The organism is Nocardiopsis codii, from assembly GCF_036327455.1.
Lineage (GTDB): Bacteria > Actinomycetota > Actinomycetes > Streptosporangiales > Streptosporangiaceae > Nocardiopsis > Nocardiopsis codii.
Window position 1 is genome coordinate 129,838 of sequence record NZ_JAUZMY010000002.1, and the last position, 21,077, is coordinate 150,914.

Below are 21,077 nucleotides of genomic sequence, written 5' to 3' on the forward strand. Positions count from 1 at the left end.
ACGTGCTCCTTACCGCTTCTTCTTACCGCTACGCCGACGCCGCACGATCAGCTTGTCGCTGGCCTTGTTCTTGGCCCGGGTCCGGCCTTCCTTCTTGCCCCAGGGGCTGACCGGGTGTCGTCCACCGGAGGTCTTGCCCTCACCACCACCGTGCGGGTGGTCGACCGGGTTCATCACGACACCGCGGACGGTCGGGCGCTTGCCCTTCCAGCGGTTACGACCGGCCTTGCCCCAGTTGATGTTGGACTGCTCGGCGTTGCCGACCTGCCCAACGGTGGCGCGGCAGGTGATCTCCACCATGCGCATCTCACCGGAGGGCATACGCAGCGTGGCGTACCGGCCCTCCTTGGCGAGGAGCTGGATCTGGGAACCGGCGGAGCGGCCCAGCTTGGCGCCACCACCCGGCTTCAGCTCGACCGCGTGCACGAACGTACCCGTGGGGATGTTGCGCAGCGGGAGGCAGTTGCCGGGCTTGATGTCGGACTGGGGGCCGTTCTCGACCCTGTCGCCCTGCTTGAGACCGGCGGGTGCCAGGATGTAGCGCTTCTCACCGTCCACGTAGTGGAGCAGTGCGATGCGAGCGGTGCGGTTCGGGTCGTACTCGATGTGAGCGACCTTGGCCGGCACGCCGTCCTTGTCGTGACGACGGAAGTCGATCACGCGGTAGGCGCGCTTGTGGCCACCACCCTGGTGACGGGTCGTGATACGGCCGTGGCCGTTACGCCCGCCCTTGGAGTGCAGAGGACGCACCAGGGACTTCTCCGGCTCCGAGCGCGTGATCTCGACGAAGTCGCTCACGCTGGAACCGCGACGACCCGGTGTCGTCGGCTTGTACTTACGAATGCCCATCTTCTTCGCGCATTCCTTTACGTGTTGCTTGGTGTGTAGCGGTCAGACCCGGAAAGGTCACCGACCGAAGATGTCGATCCGGTCGCCCTCGGCGAGGCCGACGATCGCGCGCTTCGTGTCAGGACGCTTCCCGAAACCGAAACGGGTCCGCTTGCGCTTGCCCTTCCGGTTGATCGTGTTCACGCTCGTGACCTTCACCTCGAAGATCTTCTCGATCGCGATCTTGATCTGGGTCTTGTTGGCGTCGGGCTTGACGATGAACGTGTACTTGTTCTCGTCCATGAGCCCGTAGCTCTTCTCGGAGATCACCGGCTCGACGATGATGTCCCGGTGGTCGGCGATCCTCACTGGTCGTCCTCCTCGGACTGAGCGGCCTTGGAGGTGCCGGCCGCGTGGGCCAGGAACTCGGCGTAGCCCGCCTCGGTGAAGACCACGTCGTCCGAGTAGAGGACGTCGTAGGTGTTCACCTGGTTCGCGTCGAGGATGTGCACCTCTTCGAGGTTGCGCAGGGCGCGCCGGTTGTGCTCGTCGTCGCGGGCCAGGACAACCAGGACCTTGTCGGACTCGGTGACCTGACGCAGCGCCTTCAGAGCGTTCTGCGTGAGCTTGCTGCCCGCGTCCTCGGCCACGAAGTGGCTGATGACGTGGATACGGCCGTGCGTGGCCCGGTCCGAGAGGGCTGCGCGCAGGGCGGCGGCCTTCATCTTCTTCGGGGTGCGCTGGCTGTAGTCGCGCGGCTGCGGTCCGTGGACCGTGCCACCGCCGGTGTACTGAGGGGCGCGGATGGAACCCTGACGGGCCCGGCCGGTGCCCTTCTGGCGGTACGGCTTCTTGCCACCGCCGCGAACCTCGCCGCGGGTCTTGGTGGCGTGGGTGCCCTGGCGGCCGGCGGCCAGCTGAGCGTTCACGACCTGGTGCAGGAGCGGAATGCTGACCTGCTGGGCGAAGACGCTCTCAGGCAGCTCGACACTGCCCTGAGCGGCGCCCTCGGGGTTCTTGACCTCGATCTGGGCCATGGCTTACTTGTCCCCCTTCACAGCGGTGCGGACGAGCACCAGACCGCCGTTGGGACCGGGGACAGCACCCTTGACCAGGATGAGGCCCTTCTCCGCGTCCACAGAGTGAACGGTCAGGTTCTGGACGGTCTTGCGCACGTTGCCCATGCGCCCTGCCATCCGCATGCCCTTGAAAACGCGGCCGGGCGTGGCGCAGCCGCCGATGGAACCGGGCGAGCGGTGCTTGCGCTGGGTACCGTGCGAGGCGGAGAGACCACGGAAACCGTGGCGCTTCATCACACCCGCGAAGCCCTTGCCCTTGCTCTTGCCCGTGACGTCGACCGTCTGGCCGCTCTCGAAGCTGTCCACGGCGACCTCCTGGCCGAGCGTGTACTCGGAGGCGTCGGTCGTGCGGACCTCGACGTAGTGCCGGCGCGGGGTCAGGTCGTTCTTGCGCAGGTAGTCGCCGAGAGGCTTGTTGACCTTGCGCGGGTTGATCTGCCCGTAGCCCAGCTGGATAGCCGAGTAGCCATCGGTGTCCGGAGTCCGGATGCGGCTCACGACGCACGGACCGGCCTTCAGAACCGTCACAGGCACCATCTTGCCCGCGTCGTCGAAGACCTGGGTCATGCCGAGCTTTTCGCCCAGAACTCCCTTGATCTGCTTGGTGGCCATGTCAGTGCGTCCTTAAAGCTTGATCTCGATGTCAACGCCAGCCGGGAGGTCGAGTCGCATGAGCGAGTCGACCGTCTTCGGCGTGGGGTCGATGATGTCGATCAGCCGCTTGTGGGTGCGCATCTCGAAGTGCTCGCGCGAGTCCTTGTACTTGTGCGGCGATCGGATAACGCAGTAAACGTTCTTTTCCGTCGGCAGCGGCACCGGGCCCGCGACCTGTGCGCCAGTTCGCGTCACAGTCTCAACGATCTTGCGCGCCGAGCTGTCGATGACCTCGTGGTCATAGGCCTTTAGCCGAATGCGGATCTTCTGTCCCGCCATATGGCCTGTTCGTCCTTCGCTTCAGTGTCCGTAACGGTGATCTGTCCCGGTCACAGAAGCCCAGGCCTGACGGAATCCGCCGTGTGGCCGTGAGCCCCTATTCCCTTGAGAAACCGCAACAGGGCTTGCCCCTGCGGTGCGTCACCGTCACAGTGCCCGATGACGTCTTGTGTGTGCGGTGGGCGGACCGTGCGAGCACGGTCTCGCCCACCACGCCGGGGGCGGCTCCTCAGGGGGCCGCCCCCGGCATGCGTACTACTTGAGGATCTTGGTGACGCGACCCGCGCCCACGGTGCGGCCACCCTCACGGATGGCGAACCGCAGACCGTCTTCCATCGCGACCGGCTGGATCAGGTTGACGGTCATCTCGGTGTTGTCACCGGGCATGACCATCTCCGTGCCCTCCGGCAGCGTCACGACGCCGGTGACGTCGGTGGTGCGGAAGTAGAACTGCGGGCGGTAGTTGTTGAAGAACGGCGTGTGCCGTCCGCCCTCGTCCTTGGACAGGATGACGACGTTCGCCTCGAACTCCGTGTGCGGGGTGGTCGTGCCGGGCTTGATCACGACCTGGCCGCGCTCGACGTCCTCGCGCTTGATGCCGCGCAGGAGCAGCCCGACGTTGTCGCCGGCCTGGCCCTGGTCGAGCAGCTTGCGGAACATCTCAACACCGGTGACGGTGGTGGTCTGCTTGTCGTCCTTGATACCGACGATGTCGACGGTCTCGTTGACGTTCACGATGCCGCGCTCGATACGACCGGTGACGACGGTGCCGCGACCGGTGATCGAGAAGACGTCCTCGATGGGCATGAGGAACGGCTTGTCCGTGTCACGCTCGGGCTCGGGGATGTAGGTGTCCACGGTGCTCATGAGCTCCAGGACGGACTTGCCCCACTCCTCGTCGCCCTCCAGCGCCTTGAGCGCGGAGACCTTGGTGACGGGAACGTCGTCGCCGGGGAACTCGTACTCGCTGAGGAGCTCACGGACCTCGAGCTCGACGAGCTCGAAGATCTCCTCGTCGTCGACCATGTCGGACTTGTTCAGAGCCACGACGATGTACGGCACGCCGACCTGGCGGGCCAGGAGCACGTGCTCCTTGGTCTGCGGCATCGGGCCGTCGGTCGCGGCCACGACCAGGATGGCGCCGTCCATCTGCGCGGCACCCGTGATCATGTTCTTCACGTAGTCGGCGTGGCCGGGGCAGTCGACGTGGGCGTAGTGACGCGCCTCGGTCTGGTACTCGACGTGGGCGACGGAGATCGTGATACCGCGCTCGCGCTCCTCAGGAGCGTTGTCGATGTCCTCGAACGGCGTGAACGGGTTCAGGTCCGGGTACGCGTCGTGCAGCACCTTGGTGATGGCCGCGGTCAGCGTGGTCTTGCCGTGGTCAATGTGACCGATGGTGCCGATGTTGACGTGCGGCTTAGTCCGCTCGAACTTTGCTTTCGCCACTGGATGTCTCCTAGACGTACAGAGCTATCTGGTGCTCGCCCCCCGCGTGGACGGGGAGCGAGCCGGTTACGTGTTCGCGGCTATTCGCCGCGAACCTTCGCCACAATTTCTTGGGCGACAGCGGACGGAACCTCCGCGTAGGAGTCGAACACCATCGAGTAGTTGGCGCGACCCTGGGTACGGCTGCGCAGGTCACCCACGTAGCCGAACATTTCAGAGAGGGGTACCTGGGCCTTGACGATGCGGACGCCGGAACGCTCGTCCATGGACTGAATCTGTCCACGGCGGGAGTTCAGGTCGCCGATCACGTCACCCATGTACTCCTCAGGGGTGGTGACCTCCACGGCCATGACCGGCTCGAGAAGAGTCGGCTTCGCGAGCCTGACGGCCTCCTTGAAGGCCATCGAACCCGCGGTCTTGAAGGCCATCTCGGAGGAGTCGACCTCGTGGTACTGGCCGTCCTGGAGCGTCACCTTGACGCCGACGAGCGGGTAGTGCGCGAGCACACCCAGCTCAGCGGCCTCCTGGGCACCGGCGTCGACCGACGGGATGTACTCCCGCGGGATGCGTCCACCGGTGACCGCGTTGACGAACTCGTAGCCGGAGGCGTCGCCGCCCTCGACGATCAGGGGCTCGACGTCGATCTTGACCTTGGCGAACTGGCCCGACCCACCGGTCTGCTTCTTGTGGGTGTAGACGTGGCCTTCGACCTTCTTGCGAATGGTCTCGCGGTAGGCCACCTGGGGCTTACCGATGTTCGCCTCGACCTTGAACTCGTCGCGCATGCGGTTGACGAGGACCTCGAGGTGCAGCTCGCCCATACCGGAGATGACGGTCTGACCGGTCTGGTCGTCGGTCGCGACCTGGAACGAGGGGTCCTCGTCCGCGAGACGCTGGATCGCGATGCCCAGCTTCTCCTGGTCGCTCTTGGTCTTGGGCTCGATGGCCACCTCGATGACCGGAGCCGGGAACGTCATGGACTCCAGGACGATCGGAGCCGCCTGGTCGCACAGCGTCTCGCCGGTCGTGGTGTCCTTCAGACCCATGACCGCGACGATGTCGCCCGCGCCGGCCTCGCCGATCTCCTCACGCTTGTTGGAGTGCATGCGGTAGATCTTGCCGATCCGCTCCTTGCGGCCCTTGAGACTGTTCAGCACCGCGGTGCCGGTCACAAGGACGCCGGAGTAGATGCGCACGTAGGTCAGCTTGCCCAGGTGCGGGTCGCTCATGATCTTGAAGACCAGGGCGGACATCGGCTCGTCGACGCTCGGCTTGCGGGAGAGCTTGGTCTCCTCGGTCTCGTCCTTGGGGTCGTGGCCCTCGATGGCGTCCACGTCCAGGGGCGAGGGGAGGTACGCCGTGACCGCGTCGAGCAGGGGCTGGACGCCCTTGTTCTTGAACGCGGTGCCGCACACGATCGGGATCGCGGTACCGGCGATGGTCGCGCGGCGGATGGCCGGGACCAGCTGCTCCACGGTGGGCTCCTTGCCCTCCAGGTACAGCTCCATGATCGAGTCGTCGGCCTCGGCCAGCACCTCGATGAACGCCTCGCGGGCTTCGCGAGCGGCCTCCGCGTGGGTGTCGGGGATGTCGACCGTGTCGTACATCTCGCCGAGCGCGGCCTCCTCGTTCCAGACGTAGGCCTTCATCAGGACCAGGTCGATGACGCCCTTGAAGTCGCTCTCGGCACCGATCGGCAGCTGGATGGGCATGGCGTTCGCGCCGAGGCGCTCACGGAACATGTCGACACAGCGCTGGAACTCGGCGCCGATCTTGTCCATCTTGTTGACGAAGCAGATACGCGGAACGCCATAGCGGTCAGCCTGACGCCAGACCTGCTCGGACTGGGGCTCGACGCCTTCCTTGGCGTCGAACACCGCGACGGCACCGTCGAGGACACGCAGCGACCGCTCGACCTCGACCGTGAAGTCGACGTGGCCGGGCGTGTCGATGATGTTGATCGTGTGGTCGTCCCAGTGCGTGGTGGTAGCAGCCGAGGTAATGGTGATACCCCGCTCCTGCTCCTCCTTCATCCAGTCCATCGTGGCGGCGCCATCGTGGACCTCACCCACCTTGTGGGTCACACCGGTGTAGTAGAGGATCCGCTCAGTCGTGGTGGTCTTGCCCGCGTCGATGTGGGCCATAATCCCGATGTTGCGGACCTTGGCCAGGTCAAGCGCAGTCTTAGCAGCCATGAGGCTCGTCTTCCCTCGGTCTCAAGGAATCGAATCGCCGCGGGGTTACCAGCGGTAGTGGGCGAAGGCCTTGTTCGACTCGGCCATCTTGTGCGTGTCCTCACGCTTCTTGACAGCCGCGCCGAGACCGTTGCTGGCGTCGACCAGCTCGTTCATCAGACGCTCGGTCATGGTCTTCTCACGACGCTGACGCGCGTAGGAGACCAGCCAGCGCAGGGCCAGCGTGGTGGACCGGGAGGCGCGAACCTCGACCGGCACCTGGTAGGTCGCGCCACCGACACGGCGGCTGCGGACCTCCAGCGCGGGCTTGACGTTGTCCAGGGCTCGCTTCAGAACGACGAGCGGGTCCTGGCTGGTCTTCTCGCGAGCGCCCTCGAGGGCGTCGTAGACGACGCTCTGAGCGATGGAGCGCTTGCCGTCGAGGAGCACCTTGTTGATGAGTGCGGTGACGAGCGGCGAGCCGTAGACCGGGTCGGTGATGAGCTGGCGCTTCGGCGCCGGGCCCTTGCGCGGCATCTTACTTCTCCTTCTTGGCGCCGTAGTGGCTACGCGCCTGCTTGCGGCCCCGGACACCCTGGGTGTCGAGCGAACCGCGGACAATTCGGTAGCGGACACCCGGCAGGTCCTTCACACGACCACCGCGAACGAGCACGATGCTGTGCTCCTGGAGGTTGTGACCAATGCCGGGAATGTAGGCCGTGACCTCGATGCCACTGCTCAGCTTGACGCGAGCGACCTTACGCAGAGCGGAGTTCGGCTTCTTCGGCGTAGTGGTGTAGACACGCGTGCACACACCACGACGCTGCGGACTCCCCTTCAGCGCCGGGGTCTTGTTCTTTGCGACCTTGTCCTGTCGGCCCTTGCGGACCAGCTGCTGGATGGTGGGCACCGCGTCTCCGTCTTCCTCGTGACCTACGCCGGTTCTCGTAGCCGATATCGCTATTGACCTGCTGAATTTCCCGAACCTCCCCGACCCACGTGGTCGGGCGTGTCGCGCTGGTTGTCGCGCACAGCAAAAAACCGAACACATCCGGCCGGAGGCCGATCATGGGAGGGGGTTCACTTGCGTGGCGCGCCCTACGTCCTCACCTGGTGGGACCGGGGCGCCGCACACACACGTGTGACCCGTCGACTCACGGGCACAATCACACAGGCTACCGTTTACCGTCTGGGCGGTCAAAACGGTGTGCGACATGGCGAGAATCATGGAACCGGTTCTCGCGTAGCCGTGGGTCACCGCCAGTCTACGCGCTCCCGGGGGCGCTTCGCCCAGGGGTCCCCCGGATACCGTTGGTGGGCGGCCGAAACCGGCGGCCGCTCCCCCGGACCCATTGTGGTGGAGGAGCGGCCCCGGCGCTACAGGACCAGCCAGATCGCGACGGAGATCACCGTCACCAGGATGCCGAGCACCGCGAACACCGTGCCGACGGTGATCAGGCCCAGGCCGTCCAGCTCCCCCCGCGAGGCGCGGATCGCCTTCTTGGCCTTGGGACCGGTGATCAGGAGCGCGAGGAGCGCCGTGACCAGACCGATGCCGGGGAGCAGGGACGCGATGCCCAGCCACAGGGTGACGGTCGCCCCCCGCTCGGTGTCCGGCAGGAAGTCGATGCTGTCGTAGCCGGGGTACGGGTCGCCGAGCTCTCCGCCCAGGGGGCGGTCCACGAAGCCGGGGAAGTCCTCGGCGATGCGGTCCTTGCGGCGCCTGCGCGAGGCGGGCGCCTCCGGCATTCCGTAGTCGGCCGGGGTGAAGCCGTCGTCGTACTCGCTCTCACCGGACGGCTCGGGCTCGTCGTGCTCCCAGGTGTCCTCGGGGATGCTGGGCGCCTCGAACACCTGCGTGGCGCCGTCGGGGACGTCGTCGTCGGCGAAGCCCCCACGGCGTGCCGGGGCGTCCTGCGGTTCCTCGTCCGCGAACCCGCCGGCCTCCCTGGACCGGGCGCGCGACTGCATGTCGGCGATCGCGGCCAGGGGGTCGTCCGACGCCGGGACGGAGGTCCGCCCCTCGTCGGCGCCGGTCCCGTCCCAGCGGTCGTCCGCGTCCGGATCCTGGTCGGCCGAGCTCCATTCGGAGGGTTCGGGGTCCGTGGCGGAACCGCCCCAGGTGTTCCTGTCCGGTGTCCCCGCGGACTCGCGTCGGCGCTCCTCGGCCTCGCGGACCACGTCGGGGAGCCGGGGGTCGTTGCGGTCGAACGCCCAGGTGTTGCCGCTCCCCGAGCCGAGGGTGCTCTGGTCGGGGGTCGGCGGCGACAGTTCGTCGTCGTAGCCGTCGGTCCACGACTCGTTGGTCCCCGCGCCGGACCACGTGTCACCGGTGTCCCGGGCGGGCGCCCAGGAGTCCAGGTCGTTCGTCTCGGTGGACGTGGACCTCCAGGAGTCGCCGTCCGGCCCGGCGGTGGCGCCGTCGGGCGCGTCCCAGGCGGCGTCGGAGGGCGCGCCGCGGTCGGCGGAGGCCCCCCAGGAGTCCGATCCGAGTTCGTCGTCGTCCCAGGACCGGCCGCCGTCGGCGGTGGCACGGGTGTCGTACGGCGCGCCGTACGTTTCGGCCCCGTGACGGGCAGCGGCGTTCCAGGAGTCGGGTCCGGTCCCCGCGGAGCCGTCGACCGGGGCGTCGGCCCCCCAGTCGGCCGTACCGCGGTCGTCGGAGAGCTCGTCGTCCCAGAGAGGGGCCGCCGGGGCGGCTCCGGCCCGGTCCGCCGTCGTGTCGGAGGCCGTGGCGCCCGTGCCCCATCCGGCGGAGTCGGTGCCCCGGTCCTCGTCCCAGGGGCGGTCCGCGGAGTCGGCGGCACGGTAACCGGAGGGTGCGTCGTCCCAGGGCCGGTCCGAGCCGCCCGCGGGTGCGTCGTCCCAGGAGCGGTCCCCTCCTTCGGCGGAGGGCTTCCAGGAGTCGGTCGGTCCACCGCCGAGCCCGTCGTTCCACGGGCGGGTGTCGGACGCCAGGGGGTCGGACGCGCCGAACCCGGAGGAGGCCGCGCCTCCCACCGGGGCGTCGGGCGACCAGCGCTCGGGGTCGTCGGAGCGGCCGGCCGGGGCGTCGTCTCCCCAGGTGTCCCGGACCGGCTCGCCGACACCGCCCAGGGCGGGGTCGGGTTCCCAGGACCGGGTCTCGGGGGAGGTGCCCGGTGTCCAGGCGTCGTCGTCCCGGCCGGGGGCCGGAGCCCACGTCTCGGGGCCGCCGGCGCCCGCAGGCTCGTCGTCCCAGGGACGGGCGTCGGACGCGTCGGCGTCGGACGCCACGCGGTCGGGTGCGCCGAACCCGGAGGAGGCCGTACCGCCCTCCGGGGCCCCGGGGGTCCAGTGGCCGGTGTCGTGGTCGTCGGGGCGCCCGGCGGGAGCGTCGGCTCCCCAGGGGGCCCCGGCACGCTCGTCGGGTCGGCTGTCCGGGTCCCACGCGCCCCGGCCGCGCTCGTCCGTCCCGCCCAGCGGAGCGTCTGCGTCCCACGCGGCGGAACCGCGCGAGGCATCGGCGTCCCACGCGGCGGAACCGCGCGAGGCATCGGGCTCCCACGCCGCGGAACCGCGGGGGGCGTCGGCGTCCCACGCCGCGGGACCCTCCGCGGGTGCGGCGGAGCCGCTGCGGTCGTCGGGCGCGTCGTCCCAGGGGCGGGCGTCGCCGACCGGGTCCGGTGTCCAGGCCTCGGCGTCCCGGGCGGGGGCCGGGGCCCATGCCTCCCGGTCCTCCTCCCCGAAGCCGCGCTCGGGGGCGTCGGTACGCCACGCGTCGTGGTCCGGTGCGTCGGAGCTGTCCGCCGGGGCGCCGCCCCAGGCGTCTCCTGCGCGTTCGCCGGCCCCTGCGGCGGGGCCGTCCTGGCCCCACGTGTCCCGGCCGCGCTCGTCGGCCCCGCCCAGCGGGGCGTCGGCGTCCCACGCGGCGGAACCGCGCGGCGCGCCGAGGGGATCGTCGTCCCTCCAGGCGTCGGAGGCCCGGTCCTGGCCGGAGTACCCGGCGCCGTGGAAGGCCCCCTCACCCGGGGCTGCGGACTGCGCGTCGTTCAGGCCCGTCGGCCACACGTCCTCCCGGTCGGCGGGCGCGTCCGCTCCGCCGACGGTCCTGTCCGTCCGGGGAGCGGCCCAGGAGTCCATGCGACCGCCGGGTCCCTCGGCCGGGTCCTCGGACGGGAGGGGGACCTGGGCGCTGGCCGCCACACTGGGCAGGCTGGGCTCCTCCTGCTCCCCCGGCACCCGGGTCAGCGGCTGGTACGACGACAGCCCCGCCCCCGGGTAGGAGATCGAGTTCGACGTCGCGGAACCCCCGGACGGCGGACCGCCCAGCGCCTCCGGGTACGGCTCGACCAGGGCCGGGCGCGACGCGCTCAGCCCCGCGTAACCCCCGCTGTCGGGGAACACCGTCTCGGTGTTCTCCTCGGCTTCCTCACCCTCGAGCGGGTCCTGGTACTCCGACTGCGTGCGGTAGCGGTTCTCGCTCGGCTTGAACCAGTCCCCCGCACCGGAGTCCCGTCCGCCCCCGTGTTCAGTCATGCCTCTCCCGCCGGCGCAGTAGCGCCGTCTCCCCGTCCGCCTGAGCGGATCCTGTACGCGGAACGGCGGCGGCACCGCTCCCGGTCGGGAGTGGCTGGCCGCCGCCGTCAGTTCAAACCGCTTCTACCGGTTGTACGGCCCGAAGTCGTACTCCTCCAGCGGGACGGCCTCGCCGGATCCCTGACCGAAGGTGTACTCGCTCGGCTCCTCGTACCCGGAGACCGAGTACATCGAGGCCTTCGCCTCCTCGGTGGGCTCCACCCGGATGTTGCGGTACTGCGGAATACCGGTACCGGCCGGGATGAGCTTACCGATGATGACGTTCTCCTTGAGGCCGAGCAGCGGGTCGCTCTTGCCGTGGATGGCGTTCTCGGTGAGCACCCGGGTGGTCTCCTGGAAGGAGGCCGCCGACAGCCAGGACTCCGTGGCCAGCGAGGCCTTGGTGATCCCCAGCAGCACCGGGCGTCCGGCCGCGGGCTGTCCGCCCTCGGAGACGACCCGGCGGTTGATCCGCTCGAACTTCGGCCGCTCGACCATCTCACCGGGCAGGAGTTCGGTGTCGCCGGACTCCAGGATGTTCACCCGCTTGAGCATCTGGCGGACGATGATCTCGATGTGCTTGTCGTGGATGGACACACCCTGCGACTTGTACACCTCCTGGACCTCCGACACGAGGTGCTGCTGCACCGCGCGCGGGCCCTGGATGCGAAGAACCTCGTGCGGGTTGATCGCACCCTGGATCAGCTGCTGGCCGACCGTGACGTGGTCGCCGTCGCTGATGAGGAGCTGCGCACGCATCGGGACCGGGTAGGCGATCTCGTCCGTGCCGTCGTCGGGAATGACGACGATCTTGCGGCTCTTCTCGGTGTCGTCGATCCGGACCCGGCCCTCCATCTCGGAGATCGGGGCCACACCCTTGGGGATGCGGGCCTCGAAGAGCTCCTGGACACGGGGCAGACCGTGCGTGATGTCCTGACCGGCGGAACCGCCCATGTGGAAGGTACGCATGGTCAGCTGGGTGCCGGGCTCACCGATGGACTGGGCCGCGATGATGCCGATCGCCTCGCCGACGTCCACCGGCTTGCCGGTCGCCATGGAGCGGCCGTAGCAGGTGGTGCAGACGCCGATCTTGGCCTCGCAGGTCAGCGACGAGCGGATGCGCACCCGGGTGAACCCGGCCGCGATCAGCGTGTCGATGTTCTGCTCGGAGGTGTCGCTCAGCGTGGGCAGGACGACCTTGCCGTCCGCTCCCACAGCGTCCTCGGAGAGGGTGCGGCCGAAACCGGTGTTCTCGACGTTGTGCTTGCGCACGACGACGCCGGCGGCGTTCTTCTCACCGATCTCGTGCCAGATCGAACGGTCCGTGCCGCAGTCGATCTCGCGGACGATGACGTCCTGCGCGACGTCCACCAGACGACGGGTCAGGTAACCCGAGTCGGCGGTACGCAGCGCGGTGTCCGCCAGGCCCTTGCGCTGACCGTGCGTGGAGATGAAGTACTCCAGCACCGACAGGCCCTCACGGTAGGAGGACTTGATCGGACGCGGGATCGTCTCACCCTTGGTGTTGGAGACCAGGCCGCGGATACCCGCGATCTGGCGCACCTGCATCGGGTTGCCTCGGGCGCCGGACTGGACCATCATCCACACCGGGTTGTCGGCGGGGAAGTTGTCCTCCATGTTCTGCGCGACCTCGGCGGTGGCCTGGGTCCACACCTCGGTGAGCTCCTGGCGGCGCTCGTCGTCGGTGATGAGACCGCGGTCGTACTCGCGCTGGATCTTGTCGGCCTTGCGCTCGTACCCCTCGAGGATCTCCGCCTTGCGCGGCGGCGCGACGACGTCCTCGATACCGATGGTCAGGCCGGACCTGGTGGCCCAGTGGTAGCCCGCGTCCTTCAGGGCGTCCAGGGTCGTGGCGACCTGGACCTTGGGGTAGTTCTCGGCGAGGTCGTTGACCAGGACCGAGACCTGCTTCTTGCCCACCTGGAAGTTGACGTACGGGTAGTCGACCGGGGTGGTCTCGTTGAAGAGGTAACGCCCCAGGGTCGTCTCCAGGACGTACACGTCGCCCTGCTGCCAGCCCTCCGGAGGCGTCCAGTCCTTCGGCGCCGGGGCGCCGTCGGCGATCCGCAGGCGGATCTTCGCCTGCAGGTCGAGGTCGCCCAGGTCGTAGGCCATGATCGCCTCGGCCGGGGAGCGGAACGCACGTCCCTCGCCCCTGGCGTCGGTCTTCTCCGTCGTCAGGTAGAACAGGCCGATGATCATGTCCTGGGTGGGCATGGTCACGGGCTTGCCGTCGGACGGCTTGAGGATGTTGTTGGTCGCCAGCATCAGCAGCCGCGCCTCGGCCTGGGCCTCGGCGGACAGCGGCAGGTGCACGGCCATCTGGTCACCGTCGAAGTCGGCGTTGAACGCCGTGCAGACGAGCGGGTGGATCTGGATGGCCTTGCCCTCGACCAGCTGCGGCTCGAAGGCCTGGATGCCCAGGCGGTGCAGGGTCGGTGCGCGGTTGAGCAGCACCGGGTGCTCGGTGATGACCTCTTCGAGCACGTCCCACACGACGGGGCGGGACCGCTCCACCATGCGCTTGGCGCTCTTGATGTTCTGCGCGTGGTTCAGGTCGACCAGGCGCTTCATCACGAACGGCTTGAAGAGCTCCAGGGCCATCTGCTTGGGCAGACCGCACTGGTGCAGCTTCAGCTGCGGGCCGACGACGATGACCGAACGGCCGGAGTAGTCGACGCGCTTGCCGAGCAGGTTCTGACGGAAACGGCCCTGCTTGCCCTTGAGCATGTCGGACAGCGACTTGAGCGGGCGGTTACCGGGACCGGTGACCGGGCGTCCGCGGCGGCCGTTGTCGAACAGTGCGTCGACGGCCTCCTGGAGCATCCGCTTCTCGTTGTTGACGATAATCTCGGGCGCGCCCAGGTCGAGCAGCCGCTTGAGGCGGTTGTTCCGGTTGATGACGCGGCGGTACAGGTCGTTGAGGTCGGAGGTCGCGAAGCGGCCACCGTCCAGCTGCACCATCGGACGCAGGTCCGGCGGGATGACCGGGATGCAGTCCAGCACCATGCCCATGGGGCTGTTGGTGGTGTTGAGGAACGCCGAGACGACCTTGAGCCGCTTCAGGGCGCGGGCCTTCTTCTGGCCCTTGCCGGTGCGGATGGTCTCGCGGAGCTTCTCGGCCTCCACGTCCAGCTCGAAGTTGGCGAGCCGGTCCTGGATGGCCTGGGCGCCCATGCCGCCGCGGAAGTACTTCCCGAAGCGGTCCCGCATCTCGCGGTAGAGCATCTCGTCGCCCTCGAGGTCCTGGACCTTGAGGTTCTTGAACCGGTTCCAGACCTCGTCGAGGCGGTCGATCTCGCGCTGGGCGCGGTCGCGGAGCTGGCGCATCTCGCGCTCGGCGCCCTCGCGGACCTTGCGTCGCGCGTCGCCCTTGGCACCCTGCTCCTCGAGCTCGGCCAGGTCGGCCTCGAGCTTGCGGTGCCGCTCCTCGATGGTGGAGTCGCGCCGCTGCTCCAGGTGCTGCTTCTCGACGGAGATACGCGCTTCCAGCGACTGGAGGTCGCGCTCGCGGGCCTCGGTGTCCACCCACGTGACCATGTAGGCGGCGAAGTAGATGATCTTCTCGAGATCCTTCGGCGCCAGGTCCAGCAGGTAGCCCAGGCGGGAGGGCACGCCCTTGAAGTACCAGATGTGCGTGACGGGAGCGGCCAGCTCGATGTGGCCCATCCGCTCGCGACGCACCTTGGCACGGGTCACCTCGACGCCGCAGCGCTCACAGATGATGCCCTTGAAGCGGACGCGCTTGTACTTGCCGCAGTAGCACTCCCAGTCCCGGGTCGGACCGAAGATCTTCTCGCAGAAGAGTCCGTCCTTCTCGGGCTTGAGGGTCCGGTAGTTGATGGTTTCGGGCTTCTTGACCTCGCCGTGTGACCACTGGCGGATGTCGTCGGCGGTGGCGAGGCCAATCCGCAGCTCGTCGAAGAAGTTGACGTCGAGCACTTAATTCGTCCCCTGCTCTCGAAATCCGCGGAAGTTAGACCTCTTCGACACTGCTGGGCTCTCGCCGCCCCAGGTCGATTCCCAGTTCTTCCGCCGCGCGGAAGACGTCCTCGTCACTGTCCCGCATCTCGATGGACATACCGTCACTGGACAGCACCTCCACGTTCAGACAGAGCGACTGCATCTCCTTGATGAGCACCTTGAAGGACTCAGGGATACCCGGCTCGGGGATGTTCTCGCCCTTGACGATGGCCTCGTAGACCTTGACCCGGCCCACCACGTCGTCGGACTTGATGGTGAGCAGCTCCTGGAGCGCGTAGGCGGCACCGTATGCCTCCAGCGCCCACACCTCCATCTCACCGAAGCGCTGGCCGCCGAACTGCGCCTTACCGCCCAGCGGCTGCTGGGTGATCATGGAGTACGGGCCGGTGGAGCGCGCGTGGATCTTGTCGTCCACGAGGTGGTGGAGCTTCAGGATGTACTTGTAGCCGACGGAGATCGGCTCGGCGAACGGCTCACCGGTGCGGCCGTCGAACAGCCGCGCCTTGCCGTCGCTGTTGATGAGGCGGTTGCCGTCCTTGTTCGGACGCACCGACTGGATGAGCCCGCTGAGCTCGTCACCGTGCAGGCCGTCGAAGACCGGGGTGGCGACGCGCGAGTTCGGCTGGACGTCGGTCGCGCCGATCGCGTGGAGCGACTTCTGCCACTCCTCCTCCACCCCCTCGACGAGCCAGCCGTTCTTGGCCAGCCACCCGAGGTGGACCTCCAGGACCTGGCCGACGTTCATCCGGCCGGGCACGCCCAGCGGGTTGAGGATGATGTCGACCGGGGTGCCGTCCTCCAGGAAGGGCATGTCCTCCTGCGGCAGGATCTTGGAGATGACGCCCTTGTTGCCGTGGCGGCCGGCGAGCTTGTCGCCGTCGGTGATCTTGCGCTTCTGCGCCACGTAGACGCGGACCATCTCGTTGACGCCGGGGGCGAGCTCGTCGCCCTCCTCGCGGCTGAAGACGCGAACGCCGATGACCTTGCCGGTCTCGCCGTGCGGCACCTTCAGGGAGGTGTCGCGGACCTCGCGGGCCTTCTCACCGAAGATGGCGCGCAGCAGGCGCTCCTCCGGGGTCAGCTCGGTCTCGCCCTTGGGCGTGACCTTGCCGACGAGGATGTCGCCGTCCACGACCTCGGCGCCGATGCGGATGATGCCCCGGTCGTCGAGGTCGGCGAGGACCTCCTCGCTGACGTTGGGGATCTCGCGGGTGATCTCCTCCGGGCCCAGCTTGGTGTCGCGGGCGTCGACCTCGTGCTCCTCGATGTGGATCGAGGAGAGGACGTCGTCCTGCACCAGGCGCTGGGAGAGGATGATCGCGTCCTCGTAGTTGTGGCCCTCCCACGACATGTAGGCCACGAGCAGGTTCTTGCCGAGCGACATCTCACCCTGGTCGGTGGAGGGTCCGTCGGCGAGGACCTGGTTGGCCTCGACCCGCTGGCCCTCGGTGACGATCGGGCGCTGGTTGAAGCAGGTGCCCTGGTTGGAGCGCTGGAACTTGCCCATGCGGTACGTCTTGCGCGTGCCGTCGTCGGCCATGATGGTCGCGTAGTCGGCGGTGACGTCCTCGACGACGCCGGCCTTCTCGTTGAGGATGACCTCACCGGCGTCGGTGGCGGCGCGGTACTCCATGCCGGTGCCGACGAACGGCGACTCGGCGCGCAGCAGCGGCACGGCCTGGCGCTGCATGTTGGAGCCCATGAGCGCGCGGTTGGCGTCGTCGTGCTCCAGGAACGGGATCATGGCGGTGGCGACCGACACCATCTGGCGCGGCGACACGTCCATGTAGTCGACCTCGTCGGTGCTGACCTGCTCGAACTCCCCGCCCTTACGGCGCACGAGCACACCGGCCTCGGCGAAGGTGCCGTCCGGGTTCAGCGGCGTGTTGGCCTGCGCGATGACGTACAGGTCCTCCTCGTCCGCGGTGAGGTAGTCGACCTGCTCGGAGATGTGCCCGTCGATGATCTTCCGGTACGGGGTCTCCACGAAACCGAAGGAGTTGACCCGCCCGTAGCCCGCCAGGGAGCCGATCAGACCGATGTTGGGACCCTCGGGGGTCTCGATCGGGCACATGCGGCCGTAGTGGGAGGGGTGGACGTCACGGACCTCGAAGCCCGCGCGCTCACGGGACAGACCGCCCGGACCCAGCGCCGAGAGGCGGCGCTTGTGGGTCAGGCCCGCGAGCGGGTTGGTCTGGTCCATGAACTGGGACAGCTGCGAGGTGCCGAAGAACTCCTTGATGGAGGCGACGACCGGGCGGATGTTGATCAGGGTCTGCGGCGTGATCGCCTCGACGTCCTGGGTGGTCATCCGCTCGCGGACCACGCGCTCCATGCGGGCCAGGCCCAGGCGGACCTGGTTCTGGATGAGCTCGCCGACGGTGCGCAGACGGCGGTTGCCGAAGTGGTCGATGTCGTCGGTCTCGATCGGGCGGAGGCCGTTGACGGTCTCCTTCTCCACCTCGCCCGCGTGCAGGCGGACCATGTAGTCGATCGTGGCGACGATGTCGTCCTCGGTCAGCGTGCCCTGCGTGTAGTCGGCGTCGAGGCCGAGCTTCTTGTTGATCTTGTAGCGGCCGACCTTGGCCAGGTCGTAGCGCTTGGGGTTGAAGTAGAGGTTCTCCAACAGCGCCTGGGCCGACTCCTTCGTGGGCGGCTCTCCGGGGCGCAGCTTGCGGTAGATGTCCAGCAGCGCGTCGTCGGTGCCCGCCGTGGGGTCCTTCTCCAGCGTGTTGCGGATGGACTCGTACTGGCCGAACCGCTCCAGGATCTGGTCGGTGGTCCAGCCCAGCGCCTTGAGCAGGACGGTGACGCCCTGCTTGCGCTTGCGGTCGATGCGGACGCCGACGAAGTCGCGCTTGTCGACCTCGAACTCCAGCCAGGCACCGCGGGACGGGATGACCTTGCAGCCGAAGAGGTCCTTGTCGGTGGTCTTGTCGACGGACCGGTCGAAGTAGACACCCGGGGAGCGGACCAGCTGGGACACGACGACGCGCTCGGTGCCGTTGATGATGAAGGTGCCCTTGACGGTCATGAGCGGGAAGTCGCCCATGAACACCGTCTGGCTCTTGATCTCACCGGTGTCGTTGTTGATGAACTCCGCCGTGACGAACATCGGGGCGGAGTAGGTCATGTCCTTGTCCTTGCACTCCTCCTCGGAGTACTTGGGCGGCTCGAACCGGTGGTCACGGAACGAAAGGGACATCGTGCCCGAGAAGTCCTCGATCGGGCTGATCTCCTCGAAGATCTCTTCGAGACCGGACTGCTCCGGAACGTCCTTGCGGCCGGCGTTTCGGGCCGTCTCGACCCGGGTCTTCCACTTGTCGTTGCCCAGCAGCCAGTCGAACGACTCGGTCTGCAGGGCCAGAAGGTTCGGAACCTCGAGGGGTTCCTGGATACGGGCGAAAGAAACGCGGTGCGGACCAAGGGCGTTAGCGGAGGCGTTGCGCGAGGCTGCCAACAGGGGTCCTTCCGAAGGCTTGTGGCGGTTGAAGCGCGCACGCCAGACGATCCGTCACGAGAAGGACCGCCGCAACGCGGTTGAGACGGTCACATCGAGCGGGTGACGGGCCACCGTATGTCCAGAAATGGGATGGGTGGCAGCCGTGCACCGGCACAGGGATCACCAAAGGGCAGCGCAAAAGAGCAGTGTAGCCGAACACCACACCGCTGTCCACTCACGGTCCACAGCGCAACTCACGACACCGGCAGGATCACCCGTGAAGGGCGATCCGTCAAGCCCGGCCGTCGTCCCGCACCGCCCGTGGCGGAGAACCTCCGCCCGTGGCCCCGCACCCTCCGCCGTCTCCGGCGCCGGGTGCCCGGCCTCGTGCCGTCCGGCCGTCGGCTCCCCCGGGGGGAGCTCGCCGGTCACGCACCGACCCGGTCCGTCGCCCTCAGCAACCCTCACGGGACCGCCCTCGACCGAGATCGAAGGACTGACGCGCCTGCCCTGGCACCAGGGGGTTGTGAGCCTGACGGACACCGGAAAAGGTTCCCCCGCGGGGGGCTGGTAAACCCTCTCCCGAGGCCTCGTCGGGATTCCCGGGACGGGAGATTACCGCGTTCGGGGGACAGTTCGCACACGTGCCCCCTGACCTGGATCTCCCGGACGGCCCCAGCTTCGCACACACGGCGGAGGGAACAGCGGCGGAACACGGCGCGCCCCCGGACCCGGGACCTTGGTCGCACGCGCTCGGGACCAGGGACCCTCCCCCGCGGGCCCGCGGGGGCCGCCCGACGCGGGCGGCGGGGTGGGGCGGGGCGGGGGCCGGGGCCGCGCAGGGGGCGGGACGGGGAGTGCCGGGGAGGCGTACGGGGCGGGAGAGCGCGGAGGGGGCGGACGCGGGACCGGCGATGCGGCCGGGCCCGCGGCAGGGGGCGGTGAACGGACCCGCGGTCGGGAGCGACGGGGAGGGGACGGGAGGCGGTGGCCGGCCCCGGGAGCGGGGCGGCAGGAGGACGGCGGGGCCTGCGACCCCGGCGGGTCCGGGTTCCGGGGAACACGAACGCGGCCGCCCCTCCGGAGGGAGGGACGGCCGCGCGCAGCAGACCAGCGGGCCCGTACGGCCCGCGGAGGACTACTTGAGGGTGATGGTGGCGCCGGCGCCCTCGAGAGCGGCCTTGGCCTTCTCAGCGGCTTCCTTGTTGACGCCCTCGAGGAGCGGCTTCGGAGCGCTGTCGACGAGGTCCTTGGCCTCCTTGAGGCCCAGGCTCGTGAGGCTGCGGACCTCCTTGATGACCTGGATCTTCTTGTCACCGGCGGACTCGAGGACGACGTCGAACTCGTCCTTCTCCTCGGCCTCGGCCGGAGCGGCACCCGCGGGGCCGGCGACGGCGACGGCGGCCGGGGCGGCGGCGGTGACGTCGAACTTCTCCTCGAAGAGCTTCACGAAGTCGGCCAGCTCGAGAAGGGTCATGCCCTCGAACGCGGTAAGCAGGTCTTCGTTGCTGAGCTTCGCCATGATGCGGTTTCTCTTTCTCTACAGACACGCGCGCCTGTCGGCATCACGTGCGAGCCTTCGGCGGGGCGCCCTCGGCGCCCGCCGCGGTTCAAAAGGTTCAGGCAGCTTCCTGGGAACGCTTGTCCGCCAAGGCCTGCGCGAGGCGCACGGTCTTGGAGGGAAGCGCCTGGAAGACGGCGGCGGCCTGGCCCTGCTTGGCCTTGAGCGCGCCGGCAAGCTTCGCGAGGAGAACCTCGCGGGACTCCAGGTCGGCCAGCTTGGTGATGTCCTCGGCGCTCATCGACTTGCCGTCGATGATGCCGCCCTTGATCACCAGGGGCGTGTTCGCCTTCGAGAAGTCGCGCAGACCCTTGGCGGCCTCGACCACGTCACCGTGGACGAAGGCGATGGCGGACGGGCCCACCAGAAGATCCTGGATCTCCTGGTCGACGCCGGCCTCCTTCACCGCGATCTTGGTCAGCGTGTTCTTGACGATGCGAAAACGCGCGTTCTGGCCGAGGCTGTTGCGCAGGTCGGTGATCTGCGCGACAGTGAGCCCCCGGTATTCGGTCAGCACAGCGCCGTTCGAACCACGGAATTCCTCCGTGAGTTCGGCGACCGCGGCTGCCTTGTCCGGCCTCGCCATGGGACTCCTTCCAACATTGACTTCGACCCCACGCCTGACGGCGGGGTATCCCGCACCCTGCGGGGAGGAGCCGGAACGAACCTGCTCCCCCTCCGGCCACGGAGCCCGGTGGACTGCCGGTACCGATCGGTGCGGGTACGCACGCCGGTCGGTTCCCAAGGACTCGCACGATCGGCGTCAGCACGAGAAAAAGCCCCGAGCGCCAGGCGCACGGGGCACGACCGCGTTCTCTCGGCGCGGAGTGCGCGCCCGGAACGGGAAAGCTCTAGTGACACCTGCGCGGGCGCCCATCGCGGATGGGTCCTTGGGCCACCCCTGCGGGTGACGACCAGCGGTCTTCGGTAGGCCCCATCGTATCGGACACCGGGGAGTGCTCGCCCCGCAGGGCCGGGGAGCCGGTGTGATCGCGCCCACCCGCCGGCCGCACGGGAACCGTCCGCGGCACGTACCCGTCAGAGCAGCGACCACGAACAATCGACCGATT

14 protein-coding genes are annotated in these 21,077 nt (G+C 68.4%); all 14 read right to left on the reverse strand.

The genetic code is table 11. The annotated features are described in order from the left end of the window. Positions 1–9: 9 nt before the first annotated feature. Positions 10–849, reverse strand: a complete 840-nt coding sequence (rplB, locus tag Q8791_RS02410; protein WP_330089887.1) for a 50S ribosomal protein L2 — start codon at positions 847–849, stop codon at positions 10–12. 57 nt (positions 850–906) lie between these two features. Further along, positions 907–1,197: a 50S ribosomal protein L23 gene (gene rplW, locus Q8791_RS02415; protein ID WP_330089888.1), complete on the reverse strand. Its 291-nt coding sequence runs from the start codon at positions 1,195–1,197 to the stop codon at positions 907–909. Next, positions 1,194–1,865, reverse strand: coding sequence for a 50S ribosomal protein L4 (gene rplD, locus Q8791_RS02420; protein WP_330089889.1), 672 nt, complete (start codon positions 1,863–1,865; stop codon positions 1,194–1,196). Before rplD ends, rplW begins: the two co-directional genes overlap by 4 nt. A 3-nt stretch (positions 1,866–1,868) precedes the next feature. Continuing rightward, on the reverse strand, positions 1,869–2,519 hold the full coding sequence (gene rplC, locus Q8791_RS02425) for a 50S ribosomal protein L3 (RefSeq protein WP_330089890.1): 651 nt from the start codon (positions 2,517–2,519) through the stop codon (positions 1,869–1,871). A gap of 12 nt (positions 2,520–2,531) precedes the next feature. Next, entirely contained in the window at positions 2,532–2,840 is a 309-nt protein-coding gene (rpsJ, locus tag Q8791_RS02430; RefSeq protein WP_013156110.1) for a 30S ribosomal protein S10, read from the reverse strand. A 255-nt stretch (positions 2,841–3,095) separates the two neighbouring features. After that, entirely contained in the window at positions 3,096–4,289 is a 1,194-nt protein-coding gene (gene tuf, locus Q8791_RS02435; RefSeq protein ID WP_330089891.1) for an elongation factor Tu, read from the reverse strand. An 80-nt stretch (positions 4,290–4,369) separates the two neighbouring features. Next, positions 4,370–6,484, reverse strand: coding sequence for an elongation factor G (gene fusA / locus Q8791_RS02440; RefSeq protein WP_330089892.1), 2,115 nt, complete (start codon positions 6,482–6,484; stop codon positions 4,370–4,372). A gap of 45 nt (positions 6,485–6,529) precedes the next feature. Then, positions 6,530–7,000: a 30S ribosomal protein S7 gene (gene rpsG, locus Q8791_RS02445; RefSeq protein WP_267946694.1), complete on the reverse strand. Its 471-nt coding sequence runs from the start codon at positions 6,998–7,000 to the stop codon at positions 6,530–6,532. 1 nt (position 7,001) lies between these two features. Beyond that, positions 7,002–7,373, reverse strand: a complete 372-nt coding sequence (gene rpsL, locus Q8791_RS02450; RefSeq protein ID WP_014912437.1) for a 30S ribosomal protein S12 — start codon at positions 7,371–7,373, stop codon at positions 7,002–7,004. Positions 7,374–7,840: 467 nt separating this feature from the next. After that, a complete protein-coding gene (locus tag Q8791_RS02455; RefSeq protein ID WP_330089893.1) occupies positions 7,841–10,960 on the reverse strand; it encodes a hypothetical protein in 3,120 nt (1,039 codons plus the stop codon). Between the two features lie 123 nt (positions 10,961–11,083). Further along, on the reverse strand, positions 11,084–14,962 hold the full coding sequence (locus tag Q8791_RS02460; protein WP_330089894.1) for a DNA-directed RNA polymerase subunit beta': 3,879 nt from the start codon (positions 14,960–14,962) through the stop codon (positions 11,084–11,086). Positions 14,963–14,996: 34 nt separating this feature from the next. Further along, positions 14,997–18,464, reverse strand: a complete 3,468-nt coding sequence (gene rpoB / locus Q8791_RS02465; protein WP_330089895.1) for a DNA-directed RNA polymerase subunit beta — start codon at positions 18,462–18,464, stop codon at positions 14,997–14,999. 1,120 nt (positions 18,465–19,584) lie between these two features. Continuing rightward, entirely contained in the window at positions 19,585–19,968 is a 384-nt protein-coding gene (gene rplL, locus Q8791_RS02470; RefSeq protein ID WP_330089896.1) for a 50S ribosomal protein L7/L12, read from the reverse strand. A gap of 97 nt (positions 19,969–20,065) precedes the next feature. Further along, positions 20,066–20,593 carry a 50S ribosomal protein L10 gene (gene rplJ / locus Q8791_RS02475; protein WP_330089897.1) on the reverse strand — a complete coding sequence of 176 codons (528 nt, stop codon included), beginning with the start codon at positions 20,591–20,593 and terminating at the stop codon, positions 20,066–20,068. Between the last annotated feature and the right edge of the window lie 484 nt (positions 20,594–21,077).